Genomic DNA, 14,541 nt, shown 5'->3' on the forward strand with positions numbered 1-14,541 from the left:
TCAGTCACTCGGCGTGGCAGAGATGGGACGAGGCGCACGGCCTCGCCCCACCCTGCTGAGTCGCTCGTCAGGACAGCTGGTAGTTGCCGTACCCGGCGGCCTTGTCGGCACTCCACTGGTCGAAGTAGCTCTGCAGGCCACCGCAGTAGTTGAGCATCTGCGCCGGCTTTCCGGGGACGTTCGCGCCCCAGTACCAGGACTTCGCCTTCGTGAACATCGAGGCCTCGAACAGCTCGTCCAGGTGCGCGGTCCAGGTCAGCTCGGACTCGCGAGTGTTCTCGAAGCGGGTCACTCCCTTGTCCCGCAGGTGCTGCAGGAGCTCGACGACGATGTCGCCCTGTTCCTCAGCAGAGGTCGGGCCGTTGCAGAAGCCCGAAGGGCTCTGCGGGCCGTAGAGGAACAGCAGGTTCGGGAACCCGGCGGTCGAGAGACCGAAGTTCGTCTCGACCTTCCCGGCCCACTTGTCCTGTAGCTTCGCTCCGTCGGCACCCTCGATGTCGATCGCCATGATGCCGCCGCGATTGTTGTCGAACCCGGTGGCCAGCGCCAGCACGTCGGCCTCGATCAGACCGTTCTTCGTCACCACGCCTTCGAGCACCACTTCGATGATCGGCTCGTCGTTGTGGTCGACGAGATGGACGTTGTCCTGGTTGAACACGTCGAAGTAGTTCTGCTCCAGGGCAGGACGCTTCACGCCGAAGGGATGGATCGGGATCTGCGGGGCGAGCAACTCGGCCTTCACCGGATCCTTCACGCGCTCGTGCACCTTCGCTCGCCAGTAGTCGTAGAAGGTCCGGTTGACCTTCTCGTCGCCCAGCATGTCCCCGAGCGTGCCCAGCCACAGCTCGAAGCCGCCTTGCTCCCAGAGCCTGTCGTACTCGGCGGTGAGCTCCTCGGGCGTCAGGTGGGCACCCATCTTCTCCATGAAGTCGAAGTCGAAACCGGCGAAGGCGCGCGACCTGACCTTGAACCGCCGCGGCAGGTCCGATCGGAAGGCCTCGTTGTCCTCCGGCGTGAGCTGGCGCTGACGCATGGGCAGCGCGAGGTTCGGGGTGCGCTGGAACACCGTCAGTTCCGACGCGACCGGAGCGGCTTCCTGGATGACCTGGACTCCGCTGGCGCCTGTGCCCAGGACGACCACTCGCTTGCCCCTCATGTCCACGCCGCCCTGGGGCCAGCGTGCGGTGTGGTGACACTCGCCGGCGAAGGTGTCGAGCCCCTTGACGTCCGGGTACAGCGGCTTCGATCCGAAGCCCGTCGCGACGATGACGCTCTTCGCCCTCTGAGTCCTGCCGTCCGTGCTGCTCACGGTCCAGGTGCGACTCTCCTCATCCCACCGCGCCTTGTCGACGAACGTGTTGAAGGTGATGTCCCGCCGCAGATCCAGCTTCGAGTCGACGTACCGCATGTACTCGCGAACGCCCTCGTGGCTGGGGAAGAGTTCCGTGAAGTCGAAGTCCTTCCAGAGGTCCTTGTGGGAGAACTGGTAAACCTGCCCGGTCGAGTCCGTTCGGGCGCCGGGGTAGCAGTTCCACCACCAGATCCCTCCGAAGTCGCCCGCCGCGTCCCACACCTTCACCGCGAAGCCACGGTCCCGGAGCTGATCGAGCGCATAGAGTCCTGAGAACCCGCCCCCGACCACCAGAACGTCCAGGACCTCGGTGCCCACGGCAGTCTCTTGGGTCAAAGCCGTCATCGTCTGTCACCTCATCATGTGCTCACCGTCGCCGGCTCTCGGCGGCGGTGGAATCACGTTAGGTACGTCACACCGCGCCCGACTGTCCGACTTCGCTCCACCCCGCGGCCACAGGAGCACGCAGCATCGGGGCGCGGTGTGGCGAATCAGGACGTCCTGATGCACCGCATGGCGTCATCGTGGTGGCGTGACGCGCGGCGTCTTCAAGGTCGGCGTTTCCAAAGCGACGCGACCGAGACGGGAACGAGCTGCGCCACACAGGCGGATGACGCGGCGGGCCTTGCCGGCGCGAACCCTGGGCAACTCGTCGACGATCCCACAACCTCCGGCCGCATCACGGCCCGAGCCGCTCACGTTCTGGCCCAAGTCGGGCTTGCGACGGCACCTTCGGCAACGCCATCGGCACCCGCGCCACCGGTGCGGCCCTCGATACCGGCTGGAGAACGACCCACTGGCTCGAGGCGAACGCCGAGCAGCTCGGTGTCGAGTACCTCATCTGGCAGGGCCGGGTCTGGTCCGTTCAGCGTGCCGCGGAGGGATGGCGGCCGTATGACGGCGACCGCATGTTCGACCCCAGATCAGTCACCGGGGGACACCACGACCACCTGCACGTCACCGTCTCCCGACCGGACCAGCATCATCCGGCTCGTCGGCGCCGTCCTGGCCGAGCAACACGACGAGTGGGCCGAAGGCCGCCGCTACCTCGGACTCGACGTCCTCGCCCGAGCCCAAGCCGTCGACAACTCCACCGCCGAGGAGGTGAGCGAGCACGAGCTTCAGGCACTCACAGCCTGAGCGACACGCCCAACCGAGGGATCAACCTAGTACACCACCCAGCGGACTTGACCCAGGTGAAGGCGCCGCGAGTCTGCTGGCAGCCCCCTTCGACTGGCTAACTGTGGGGTCTGCTGACTAACTGGTGACAGTTCCGGTGAGTCCGCGTGCACTGCCCTTGTGGCCATGCGTATCACGGATCCGCCGCTAAGAACGAGCGTCACCTCGGCTCAAGTGACGCCGGTACGCGCAATGTGGCCCCCTGCGGTCCCCCGCCGGTCCGTACGAGGCGTTCGTGCCATCCAAGGGAGCACATTTGTCTCTTGTCCCGCCACCGAAAAAAGCGAAAACCCCTCCAACTGGAGGGGTTTTCGTGTGTGTCCGAGGGGGGACTTGAACCCCCATGCCCCTAACAGGGCACTAGCACCTCAAGCTAGCGCGTCTACCAATTCCGCCACCCGGACAGGTGTGAACTTCATGCAGCACTGAACTCTAGCAAACCCCTCACGGGGCCATGAAGAAGGCCCCGGGAAGTATGAGTTCCCGGGGCCTTCAGGATCGATGGTGCGTGATGGCTGCCTTCGTTTCCGGTCGCCCGTGAGGTTCTCTCCCACACCTGCATCACCAGGCGTCTGCGTTCGGTTTGCACCGTCCGCGTGGAGGGAATCGGAGCTTCCTTCCCGCTCTCCCGGAGGAGTGCGTAGGTCATTTCTAGGCTACTGTGACCCGCGCCGCAAGTGCTTTTCAGCAGGAGATTCCAGGTATTTTCGCGTCCACAGGTTCTCCACACGCGGGCGCGCTCCGGTCCACAAGCTGTCCACAGGCGTCGTCCACAGCTGTGGATCACAGGACCTGCGCCACGGCGTGGATCACGAGGCCGGCGAGGCCGCCGACGACCGTGCCGTTGATGCGGATGAACTGCAGGTCGCGGCCCACGTGCAACTCGATGCGCTCCGCGGTCTCCTGTCCGTCCCAGCGCTCGACCGTCGCGGAGATGACCGTGGCGATCTCGCCGCCGTAGTGCTCCACCACGTAGGCGGCGGCGTCGCCGGCCCAGCCGTCGATCCGGGCGGCGAGCACCGGGTCGGACTGGAGCCGCTCCCCCAGCCGCTCGATCTCCTCGACGATGCGGCGGCGCAGCACCCCGTCCTCGGCCGCGAGGGCGTCGAGCAGCCCACGGCGGAACGAGTCCCACAGCTTCACGGCCGTCGTCGCCGCCTTCGTCTGCGTGAGGATGCGCTCCTTCAGTCGCTCGGCGCGCTCCATGGCCTCGGGGTCGTGCTGCAGGTCGTGCGCCAGCTCGACGAGCCAGTGGTCCAGCGCCGCCCGTGCGTCGTGCTGGGGATCGTCGCGGATGTCCGCCACCCAGGTCAGCACCTCACGGAACAGGCGCTCGGCGATCATGGTGTTGGCCCACTTGGGCGCCCAGTCCGGGGCGCGGGCGACGATCAGGTCGGTGATGCGGTGGGGATGGCGCTCCAGCCAGCCGTGCAGCTCGTCCAGGCCGAGGTCGACGAGACCAGTGTGGGCGCCCTCGTCGAGGATCTCCCCCAGCAGCTGACCGATGGCCGGGCTCAGCGGCTCCTCGAGCATGCGCGGCACGATGAGCTCGGTCACGACCGCCTGCACGTCCTCCTCCTTGACGCGGCCGAGCAGGTCGGACGCCACGCGAGCGCCCTCGTCCACGAGCCGGTGCGCACGCCCGGGCACCGCGATCCAGTGCCCCACGCGCTCGGCCGGCCCTGCTGCGGCGATGCGGTCGCGGATCACGTCCTCGCGCAGGAAGTTGTCGGCGACGAAGTCCTGGAGGCTCGCGGCCAGCTGGTCCTTCTTCTTCGGGATCAGCGCCGTGTGAGGGATCGGCAGGCCGAGTGGATGACGGAAGAGCGCCGTGACGGCGAACCAGTCGGCGATCGCGCCCACCATGGCCGCCTCGGAAGCGGCGTTCACGTAGCCCCACGCTCCGTCGCGGCCGTGCGTCAGCACGAACACGATCGCCGCGAGCACGAGCAGCGACGTGGCGAGCGTCCGCATCCGCCGCAGCCCGGCGCGCCGCGCTTCGTCGTCGCCCGAGATCGGCAGCACGGGGCTCATCAGATCCGTCATGTCGCCACCCTAGGCAGGATCTCGCCCGGCGATACGATCGAAGCGCCGGTCCGACGGCGGGCCGCACGACGAAGGAGTCGCCATGGCCGGTATCGACGAGCTGCGCACCCTCATCCCCGTGGACCAGATCGCCGAGCGCCTCGGTGTCGACAGGGCCACCGCCCAGCAGGGCATCGACGCGGCGCTCCCGGCACTGCTCGGCGGACTCGACGCGAACGCCAAGGACCCCGCCGGGGCCGCCTCGCTCGGCGGTGCGATCACCACGAAGGACACCTCCCTCATCGACGGCGGCGTCGACGTGGGCGCCATCGACACGGACGACGGGGAGAAGATCGTCAAGAACGTCTTCGGCGAGAAGACCGACGACGTCGCCCAGGCGCTCGGGTCGACGAGCGGGGCCCAGGACGCCGGCCTCGTGAAGAAGCTGCTGCCGATCCTCGCGCCCATCGTCATGGCCTACCTGGCCAAGCGGGTCACCGGAGGCGACCAGAAGGGCTCGGCCGGTGGTGGGATCGAGGACCTGCTCGGAGGCCTCCTCGGCGGTGGGTCCGGCTCCTCCGGCGGTCTCGAGGGTGCCCTCGGCGGCCTCCTCGGGGGGCTGCTCGGCGGCGGCAAGCGCTGAGGGTCCCTAGAATCTGGCCATGACGTTCAACGAGGGCGCGAACCTCGACACCAGCCAGGTCACCGGGGGCGGCAAGGGCGGCGCCATCGTCGGAGGCGGCATCGGCGGCCTGCTGCTGATGCTCCTGGTGGCGTTCCTCGGCGGCAACCCGCTCGACGGCGGCACGTCGTCCGGGTTCGACGTCAACCAGGTGCTCACCGGTGGCAGCGAGTCGGCCTCGATCGACGTGAGCGAGTGCAAGACCGGCGCCGACGCGAACGAGAACGACGTCTGCCGCATCATCGGCACGGTCAACAGTGCCCAGGACTACTGGACCGACGCGCTCCCGGCCGACATCAACCGCCAGTACCGCGAGGCGCAGACGGTGATCTACTCCGGCGCCACCCAGTCGCCGTGCGGCACCGCGTCCAACCAGACCGGCCCGTTCTACTGCCCCTCCGACGAGCGCGTCTACATCGACGCCTCGTTCTTCGACCAGCTCAGCAGCCAGTTCGGCGCCGACGGCGGCAACCTCGCGCAGATGTACGTCGTCGCGCACGAGTACGGCCACCACGTGCAGAACATCCTCGGCATCCTGGCCAAGGGCCAGGACGGCCAGACCGGCCCGCGCAGCGGCGGCGTGCGGATCGAGCTGATGGCCGACTGCTTCGCCGGCGTCTGGGCGAACCACGCCGCCTCCACGCAGGACGCGGAGGGCAACACGCTCATCAAGCCGCTCACGCAGGCCGACATCGACTCGGCGCTGTCGGCGGCCGCGGCCGTGGGCGACGACCACATCCAGGAGGAGCTCGGCGGCGGCCGGGTCAACCAGGACACGTGGACCCACGGCTCGAGCGAGTCGCGCCAGCGCTGGTTCCAGACGGGCTACGAGTCCGGCAACCTGAACTCGTGCGACACCTTCTCCACGAACGACCTGTGACCCCGTGACCCGGCGCCTGCGCGCCGAGGTCTGGATCGTCCTCGGCCTCTCCTTGGGCCAGTCGGCCGTCTACTCGGTCGTCAGTCTCGCGCGCAAGCTCAGCGAGGGCTCGCTGCGCGACTCCACGGCCACCCTCAACCCGTCGCGCGACACCGTCCCGTGGCTGGACCTGACCTACCAGCTGCTGTCGATCGGCTTCGCGCTCGTCCCGGTCGCGCTCGCGCTGTACCTGCTGAGCCTGGACGAGGCTCCCCCCGTGCTGCGACGCCTCGGCCTCGACGGCAGCCGCCCCTGGCGCGACCTGGGGTTCGGCGCGGCGCTCGCCGCCGTGATCGGCCTCCCCGGGCTCGGCGTCTACTTCGGGGGCCGCGCGCTGGGGGTCACGGCCAACATCGTCACGAGTCCTGAAGACCTCTACTGGTGGTCGGTCACGATCCTGGTCCTCTCCGCGCTGCAGAACGCGCTGCTCGAGGAGGTCATCGTCGTCGGCTACCTGATGACCCGCCTCAAGCAGTTCGGCTGGGGCCTGCCCGCGATCATCGCCACCTCGGCCCTGCTGCGCGGCAGCTACCACCTCTACCAGGGCTTCGGGCAGTTCGTCGGCAACGTCGCCATGGGCGTCGTGTTCGCCTGGTGGTTCCACCGCACCGGCCGCGTCATGCCGCTGGTCATCGCCCACACGATCCTCGACGTGGTCGCCTTCGTCGGATACGCCCTCTTCGCCGACGCCATCGGCCTGCGGTGAGAATGGGAGCGATGAAGCTCGAGTTCGATCCCGCCCTCCCGATCGCCGCACGGCACGACGAGATCCGCGACGCCCTGCGCGACCACCAGGTGGTCGTGATCGCCGGCGAGACCGGATCGGGCAAGACGACGCAGCTGCCGAAGATCGCCGCCGAGCTCGGCCGCACGAAGATCGCCCACACCCAGCCCCGACGGATCGCCGCGCGGTCGGTCGCCGCGCGCATCGCGCAGGAGTGCGACGTCGAGCTGGGCGCCGAGGTCGGCTACGCCGTGCGCTTCGACGACAGGTCCGGCGCCGACACCGTGATCCGGCTCGTTACGGACGGGCTGCTGCTGACCGAGCTCCAGCACGACCGGCGGCTCGAGCGCTACGACACGATCATCATCGACGAGGCCCACGAGCGATCCCTGTCGATCGACTTCCTGCTGGGCTACCTGCGCGAGCTGCTGCCGCGTCGTCCCGAGCTGAAGGTCGTCGTCACCTCCGCGACGATCGACGTGGATCGCTTCGCGAACCTCTTCGCCACGCCCGAGCGCCCCGTGCCGATCATCGAGGTGAGCGGACGCACGTACCCCGTGGAGGTCCGCTACCGCCCACTCGACCGCGACGACGACGTGATCGACGGGATCGTCAGCGCCGTCCGCGAGCTGCCCCGCGACGGCGACGTGCTGGTGTTCCTCCCCGGCGAGCGCGACATCCGCGACACCGCGGAGGTGCTCGAGGGCCAGTCGCTGGGCGACGTCGTGCCGCTCTACGGCCGCCTCGCCGCGCACGAGCAGCAGCGCGTCTTCCAGACCGGCCCGCGCCGCCGCATCGTGCTCGCCACGAACGTCGCAGAGACCTCGATCACCGTGCCGGGCATCCGCTACGTCGTCGACCCCGGCCTCGCCCGCATCTCGCGGTTCAGTGCCCGGCTCAAGGTCCAGCGCCTTCCCATCGAGCGCATCTCGCAGGCCAGCGCCGCGCAGCGCGCCGGCCGGTGCGGCCGTGTCGCCGACGGCATCTGCATCCGGCTCTACGACGAGGAGGACTTCGAGTCCCGCCCGGAGTTCACCGACCCCGAGATCCAGCGCACCAACCTCGCCAGCGTCATCCTGCAGATGGCCGCGCTCGACCTGGGCGACATCCGCGACTTCGGCTTCCTCGACTCCCCTGACCACCGCGCCGTGGCCGACGGCCTGGCGCTCCTGCGTGAGCTCGACGCACTGGCGCCGCGCCTCGACGGCACCGACCGACTGACGAAGATCGGCCGCACGATGTCGCGGCTGCCGCTGGACCCACGCCACGCCCGCATGGTGCTTGCTGCCGATCGCCTCGGGGTCCTGCCCGAGGTCCTGGTGATCGTGGCCGGCCTCTCCATCCAGGACGTCCGCGAGCGCCCGCTGGACAAGCAGCAGGCGGCCGACACGCAGCACGCTCGCTTCACCCAGCCCGATTCGGACTTCCTCAGCCTGCTGAAGCTCTGGGACTACCTGCAGGAGCGCCGCGACGAGCTGTCGCACAGCAAGTTCCGGCGCATGTGCCACGACGAGTTCCTGCACTACCTGCGCGTGCGGGAGTGGGCTGACGTCAACTCCCAGCTGCGCCGCACGGCGCGCGAGCTCGGACTCAAGCCCGGCAAGGTCCGCGAGGAGCCCGACGCCGACGCCATCCACCGGGCCCTCCTGCATGGCCTGCTGTCCCACGTCGGCCTGCGCGACGCCGAGACCCGCGACTACCTGGGCGCCCGTGGCGCCCGCTTCTCGATCTTCCCGGGCTCCGGCCTGGCCAGGAAGCCCCCGCGGTGGCTGATGGCCGGCGAGCTGGTCGAGACCTCGCGGCTGTTCGCGCGCGACAACGCCCGCATCGATCCGGTGTGGGTCGAGCAGGCGGCCGGGCACCTGCTGAAGCACCAGTACTCCGAACCTCGCTGGTCGGCGCGCCGTGGCGCCGCCGTGGCCACCCAGCGGTCGACGCTGTACGGCCTGCCGGTCGTCGTCGACCGCACGGTCATGCTCGCCCAGCACGACGCGCCGCTGGCCCGGGAGCTGTTCATCCGGCATGCGCTGGTGGGCGGCGAGTGGCGCACCCACCACCGCTTCTGGCAGCGCAATCAGGACCGCCTCGCGAAGATCGAGGAGCTCGAGGAGCGCGTCCGCACCCGCGGTATCCGGGTGGAGGACGAGACGCTCGTCGACTTCTACGACGCGCGGATCCCCGCCGACATCGTCTCGGTGCGGCACTTCGACGCCTGGTGGAAGAAGCAGCCCGACAAGCGGATCCTCGACTTCACGGACGAGCTCTTCCGTGCCGACGTCGACGCGGACGCCTTCCCCACCTCGTGGACCTCGCAGAGCGAGGACTTCGACGCCGTCCTGGACGTCTCGTACCGGTTCGACCCGCAGGCCGCGGACGACGGCATCACGATCACCGTGCCCGTCGACGACCTGCTGACGATCGACGGAGCGGAGTTCGACTGGGGCGTCCCCGGCCGCCGGCTCGAGCTGGTCACCGAGCTGATCCGCGGGCTGCCCAAGTCCGAACGGCGCCGGTTCGCGCCGGCCGCACAGTCGGCGGAGCGGGTGCTCCCCACGCTCGACACGTCACGCGACCTGCGTACCGAGCTCGGGCGGGCCCTCGAGGTCGAGCCGTCGCTCCTCGACCTGACGGCGCTCCCGGCGCACCTGCGCCCCACGTTCCGCGTCGTCGACGGCACGAAGGAGCTGGCGGCGGGCAAGGACCTCGACGCGCTCCGTCGCGACCTCGAGCCGCGGCTGCGTCGCGACCTGCAGCAGCGCGCCCGCCAGGAGGAGCGCACCGGGATCAAGGACTGGGACTTCGGCACGCTCGAGCCCAGCATCACCGCCGGCCAGGTGACGGGCTTCCCCGCCATCGTCGACGAGGGCTCCAGCGTGGCGCTGCGGGTGCTGCGCACGAAGACCGAGCAGAGGGTCGCCACGATCCGGGGCACCGCGCGGCTCATCGCGCTGTCCACCGGTTCCCCGGTCGGCACGGTCGGGCGCACGCTGTCGCTGCAGGACAAGCTGCTGCTGGCCACCTCGCCCCAGGGCGACGCCGCGGCGGTCATCGAGGAGTCGTGGCTCGCCGCCCTCGACCACCTCGTGGTGCAGCACGGCGGCCCCGTGCGCGACGAGGAGGCCTACCGACGGCTGCGCGATCTCGTACGCGCCGACGCGGTGCCGCTCACGGAGCGCATCGTGCGCCAGGTCATCGGCGCGCTGCAGGCGCTCGGCGACCTCGACCCCGGGAAGGACGAGGCCGGCGAGGACGTGCGCGTGCAGATCTCGTGGCTCGTGCACCCCGGGTTCATCCGCGACATGGGCGCCGAGCAGGTCGGGCGCCTCGCGATCTACCTGCGGGCGGCGGCGAAGCGGCTGACCTCGACCAAGGACCCGGCTCCCGTCTGGGAGCTCGAGGCCCGGTTCCACGAGCAGACGCAGGACCTGCGCCCGTGGCAGCGGCTGGCGCCGCCCGTGCAGCGGGTGCGGTGGATGCTCGAGGAGCTGCGCGTCAGCATCTTCGCGCAGGAGCTTCGCGCCGTCGGGCCGATCTCGGCCCAACGGGTCGCGAAGGCGCTGGACGCCCTCGCGTCACAGCTCTGAAGGGGGTGTCGGCTCAGCCGACGCCGAGCAGGTCGATGACGAAGACCAGCGTGCGACCCGACAGACGGTGTCCGCCGCCGGCGGGACCGTAGGCCAGCTCCGGGGGGGCGATGAGCTTGCGGCGGCCGCCGACCTTCATGCCCGGGATGCCCTGCTGCCAGGCGCCGATCAGCTGCGGCAGCGGGAACTTGGCCGACTGGCCGCGGTCCCAGGAGGAGTCGAACTGCTCGCCGGTCTCGAAGTCCACGCCCACGTAGTGGACGTCGACGACGCCGCCGTTGACGGCCTCTTCGCCCTCACCGATGGTGACGTCCTCGATGACGAGGTCCGTCGGAGCGGGGCCGGGGGTGAAATCGACTTCAGGCTTTTCACTCATGTCTGCCATCCTTGCACGCATGCGCGCGACAGTCCTTCACTCCCCCGGCGACATCCGACTCGACACCCTGCCCGATCCCGACATCGAGGCCGACACCGACGCGATCGTCCGCGTCGTGGCCGCCTGCGTCTGTGGCAGCGACCTGTGGCCCTACCGCGGCCTCAACAAGCCGCAGACCGAGGCGCACCAGATCGGCCACGAGCAGGTGGGCATCGTCGAGCGCGTCGGCACGGACGTCTCCGGCATCTCGGTCGGCGACTTCGTGATCGCGCCGTTCATGTACAGCGACAACACCTGCGCGCACTGCCGCAACGGCGTGCAGACCTCGTGCGTCAACGGCGGCGGCTACGAGGGCTGCCAGGCCGAGCTCGTGCGCGTCCCGCAGGCCGACGGGACCCTGGTGGCCGTTCCGGGTGACGTGGACGACGAGCTCCTCCCGCACCTGCTCGCGCTCACCGACGTCTTCCCCACGGGTCACCACGCGGCCTTCAGCGCCGGCGTGACGGCCGGCTCCACGGTCGCGGTCGTCGGCGACGGCGCGGTCGGCCTGTCGGGCGTGCTGGCCGCCAAGCGGCTCGGCGCCTCCACCGTCGTGGCGATGTCGCGCCACGCCGACCGCCAGGAGCTGGCTCGCCGCTTCGGCGCCGACCACATCGTCGAGACCCGCGGCAAGGAGGGCGCCGCCGAGGTCCGCGAGATCCTCGACGGCATCGGCGCCGACGCCGTGCTCGAGTGCGTGGGCACCGGTGAGTCGATGAAGCAGGCGTTCCTGTCCCTGCGTCCCGGCGGCACCGTCGGCTACGTCGGCGTGCCGCACGGCGTCGAGCTGAACGTCCCGGCGATGTTCGGTCGCAACCAGGCCCTCGCCGGTGGCGTGGCGCCCGTGCGCCGCTACCTCGACGAGCTGGTCCCCGAGGTGCTGTCGGGCGCGCTGCAGCCCGGAGCCGTCTTCGACCAGACGTTCACGCTCGACCAGGTGTCCGACGCCTACCGGGCCATGGACGAGCGGACCGCGATCAAGGCGCTGCTGCGTCCCTGATCGCGGCCCGCCGCGCTCAGCCCTGGGGGCTCACTTCAGCTCGGAGCTGGTGAGCCCCAGCAGCCGTCGGGCGACGATGAGCTGCTGGATCTGCTGCGTGCCCTCGAAGATGTCGAGGATCTTGGAGTCGCGGGCCCACTTCTCCAGGAACTCGGTCTCGCTGTAGCCCAGCGACCCGGCCAGCTCGACGCACTTGAGCGTGATGTCGTTGCCCGAGCGGCCGGCCTTCGCCTTGGCCATCGAGGCCTGCAGCGAGTTGGCCTGGCGGTTGTCGGCCATCCACGCCGCCTCGAGGGTGAGCAGCAGCGCTGCCTCCCAGTCGGCCTCCATCCGCAGGAACTCGGCCACCACGTGCGGCTGCAGCGCCGGCGAGCGGTCGTAGTCGATCGTCAGGCCGGCCTGCTCGATGAGGTCGCGCATGACCTCGAGCGAGGCCCGGGCGCAGCCGACGGCCATGCCCGCGACGAGCGGTCGCGTGTTGTCGAACGTGGCCATCGCGCCGGCGAAGCCCTTGGACGTGTCGATCTCCGGGTCGCCCAGCAGGTTCTCGGCCGGCACGCGGCAGTTGTCGAGCACGATGACCGCGGTGTCCGACGCCCGGATGCCGAGCTTGTGCTCGAGGCGCTCCACCCGGATGCCGGGCAGCGACTTCGGCACGACGAACGACTTCACCGCCGCGCGCCCCAGCGTCTTGTCGAGGGTGGCCCACACGACCACGGAGTCCGACCGGTCGCCCGAGGTGACGAAGATCTTCTCACCGTTCAGGACGTAGTGGTCGCCGTCCTTCGTGGCGGTGGTCCTGATGGCGGCCGAGTCCGAGCCGAAGCTGGGCTCGGTGATCGCCATGGAGGCCCACGTGCCCTTGAAGCGCTCGGCCTGCTCGTCGGTGGCGACCGAGGCGATCGCCGAGTTGCCCAGGCCCTGACGCGGCATCGACAGCAGCAGGCCGACGTCACCCCAGCACATCTCGATCACCGAGAGCACCGACGCCATGTTGGTGGCGTTGCGGACTCCCTGGTCCTTCTTCTTCTCGTCCTTGACGCGGACGCCCGCAGCGCCGGCGCCCGTGCTGTTGCCCGACTCGTTCAGGCCGTCGATCAGCGAGGCCAGGAGGTCGAGCTCCTTGGGGTAACTGTGCTCGGCGAGGTCGTACTTGCGCGAGTTGGCGCGCAGGAACTCGTTGGCGACGTCGTGGGCCTGCTGGACGAAGCCACGGAACTTCTTGGGGGTCTCGAGGTAGATCATGATCTCTCCCGTCCTCAGATGAGGACTGCTCCTTCCATCACGCCGACGGCACGCAGGTCGCGGTACCACCGTTCGACCGGGTGCTCCTTCACGAAGCCGTGGCCGCCCAGCATCTGCACGCCGTCGGTGCCGATCTTCATGCCGTACTCGGTGCTCAGGCGGCGGGCCAGCGCGGTCTCCCGGGCGAACTCGGCGCCGCGCTCGGCGCGCGACGCGGCCTTCAGTGTGACCAGCCGCATGCCCTCGAGCTCGATCGCCATGTCGGCGACGGTGAAGGCCACGGCCTGGCGATGGGCGATCGGCTCGCCGAACGCCTCGCGGGTGGTGACGTACTCCTTGACGTAGTCGAGCACCGACTGCGCCGTGCCGAGCGCGAGCCCGGCCCACGCGAGCCGGGACAGGCGGACCATCTCGCGGTAGTCCTGCGCCGTGCCGAGGATCGCGTCCTCACCGACGTGCACGTCGGTCAGCTGGATCCGCGACAGTCCGGCCGCGCGCAGGCCCATGCCGGGGTCGGCCGCGACGGCAACGCCGTCGGTGTTGGCCTCGACGATCACCATCGACGGGCCGCGGCCCTCGACGTCGGCGGCCACGACGAGCAGCTCGGCCTCGGCACCGCGCACGGCACCGGACTTGAGGCCGTTGAGGACGTAGCCGCCCTCGGCGCGCTTCGCCACCGTGGTCAGCGACAGCGGGTCGAACATCGGCACCGGCTCGGCCACGACGAGCGCGGCGGCCGGCACGTCACCGTCGGTGAACGACGGCAGGTAGGTCTGCTGCTGGCCCTCGGTGCCCCACAGCGAGATCGCGGTGGCCACGGCCGACGGCGCGAGGCAGGCGACGGCCTGTCCCATGTCGCCCTTCGCCAGCGCCTCGGCGACGAGCACGCCGGTGACGGCCGAACGCTGCTCGGCCAGGCCGCCGAGGGACTCGGGGATGTTGAGCAGGCTCAGGCCGAACTCGGAGGTCTGCGCCAGCACCTCCTTGGGCGTGTCGTCGGCGGCCTCGGCCTGCTCGGCACCGGGGCGCAGCACCTCGGCGGCGAACTCGCCGATGACGTCGACCATCATCTGCTGGTCCTCGGTGGGCGTCAGGTCGAACACGCCGGACGGCTGCGTCGCAGCCACGCGGCTGCCCTGCGAGCTGCCCGCCACCTTGGTGAACGTGCGCTGGGCCGCACCGATCGCCTGGAATCCGGCCTTCGTCGAGCCATGCACGGCGCGCTCGGCGAACTTGCGCAGACCGATGCGGTCGAGCGTCTCGGAGGCAGCCAGCTTGTTCAGCGCGCGCAGTCCGTAGGCCATGGGGTCTTTACCCGCCACGTTCACTCCCTCAGTGATTGCAAAAACTGTCGTTTACAGTTTCGCATACCGATGGTATCTGAATTGGGACCCGGTTGCCAGCGGCTGCGCGTGTC

At 69.8% G+C, this 14,541-nt stretch carries 11 protein-coding genes and 1 tRNA gene; 6 read left to right on the forward strand and 6 right to left on the reverse strand.

The genetic code is table 11. The annotated features are described in order from the left end of the window. Window positions 1-67: 67 nt before the first annotated feature. A complete protein-coding gene (locus tag ACY1JX_RS03030; protein ID WP_462565173.1) occupies window positions 68-1,687 on the reverse strand; it encodes a flavin-containing monooxygenase in 1,620 nt (539 codons plus the stop codon). 558 nt (window positions 1,688-2,245) lie between these two features. Here ACY1JX_RS03030 and ACY1JX_RS03035 point away from each other — a divergent pair. After that, window positions 2,246-2,491, forward strand: a complete 246-nt coding sequence (locus ACY1JX_RS03035; RefSeq protein ID WP_462565907.1) for a hypothetical protein — start codon at window positions 2,246-2,248, stop codon at window positions 2,489-2,491. Between the two features lie 357 nt (window positions 2,492-2,848). Here the strand turns inward: ACY1JX_RS03035 and ACY1JX_RS03040 are convergent. Both ACY1JX_RS03040 and ACY1JX_RS03045 read right to left on the reverse strand, forming a co-directional pair. Beyond that, window positions 2,849-2,934 (reverse strand) — tRNA-Leu (locus ACY1JX_RS03040). 379 nt (window positions 2,935-3,313) lie between these two features. Beyond that, window positions 3,314-4,576 (reverse strand): DUF445 domain-containing protein, encoded by a 1,263-nt coding sequence (locus ACY1JX_RS03045; protein ID WP_462565174.1) that lies wholly within the window; start codon window positions 4,574-4,576, stop codon window positions 3,314-3,316. Window positions 4,577-4,658: 82 nt separating this feature from the next. Between ACY1JX_RS03045 and ACY1JX_RS03050 the strand changes: the two genes are divergently transcribed. Genes ACY1JX_RS03050 through hrpA form a run of 4 tightly spaced genes read left to right on the forward strand, consistent with a single transcriptional unit; the run spans window position 4,659 to window position 10,464 of the window. Beyond that, window positions 4,659-5,198 carry a DUF937 domain-containing protein gene (locus ACY1JX_RS03050; protein ID WP_286928975.1) on the forward strand — a complete coding sequence of 180 codons (540 nt, stop codon included), beginning with the start codon at window positions 4,659-4,661 and terminating at the stop codon, window positions 5,196-5,198. Window positions 5,199-5,217: 19 nt separating this feature from the next. Then, the gene (gene ypfJ / locus ACY1JX_RS03055) at window positions 5,218-6,117 is read left to right on the forward strand and encodes a KPN_02809 family neutral zinc metallopeptidase (RefSeq protein ID WP_462565175.1); all 900 of its coding nucleotides are present in this window, start codon (window positions 5,218-5,220) and stop codon (window positions 6,115-6,117) included. A 4-nt stretch (window positions 6,118-6,121) separates the two neighbouring features. Next, window positions 6,122-6,862: a CPBP family intramembrane glutamic endopeptidase gene (locus ACY1JX_RS03060; protein WP_462565176.1), complete on the forward strand. Its 741-nt coding sequence runs from the start codon at window positions 6,122-6,124 to the stop codon at window positions 6,860-6,862. 11 nt (window positions 6,863-6,873) lie between these two features. Further along, window positions 6,874-10,464 carry an ATP-dependent RNA helicase HrpA gene (hrpA, locus tag ACY1JX_RS03065; protein ID WP_462565177.1) on the forward strand — a complete coding sequence of 1,197 codons (3,591 nt, stop codon included), beginning with the start codon at window positions 6,874-6,876 and terminating at the stop codon, window positions 10,462-10,464. Window positions 10,465-10,477: 13 nt separating this feature from the next. Here the strand turns inward: hrpA and ACY1JX_RS03070 are convergent, their stop codons facing one another. Next, on the reverse strand, window positions 10,478-10,840 hold the full coding sequence (locus tag ACY1JX_RS03070; protein WP_181755632.1) for an FKBP-type peptidyl-prolyl cis-trans isomerase: 363 nt from the start codon (window positions 10,838-10,840) through the stop codon (window positions 10,478-10,480). 19 nt (window positions 10,841-10,859) lie between these two features. On the opposite strand from ACY1JX_RS03070, the gene ACY1JX_RS03075 reads away from it, so the two are divergent. After that, window positions 10,860-11,879 (forward strand): zinc-dependent alcohol dehydrogenase family protein, encoded by a 1,020-nt coding sequence (locus ACY1JX_RS03075; protein WP_286928981.1) that lies wholly within the window; start codon window positions 10,860-10,862, stop codon window positions 11,877-11,879. 30 nt (window positions 11,880-11,909) lie between these two features. Here ACY1JX_RS03075 and ACY1JX_RS03080 read toward each other — a convergent pair whose 3' ends face one another. Next, window positions 11,910-13,124 carry an acyl-CoA dehydrogenase family protein gene (locus tag ACY1JX_RS03080; protein WP_194956257.1) on the reverse strand — a complete coding sequence of 405 codons (1,215 nt, stop codon included), beginning with the start codon at window positions 13,122-13,124 and terminating at the stop codon, window positions 11,910-11,912. Between the two features lie 14 nt (window positions 13,125-13,138). Then, window positions 13,139-14,446 carry an acyl-CoA dehydrogenase family protein gene (locus tag ACY1JX_RS03085; protein ID WP_462565178.1) on the reverse strand — a complete coding sequence of 436 codons (1,308 nt, stop codon included), beginning with the start codon at window positions 14,444-14,446 and terminating at the stop codon, window positions 13,139-13,141. Window positions 14,447-14,541: the final 95 nt, after the last annotated feature.

The organism is Aeromicrobium sp. JP4, from assembly GCF_054957925.1.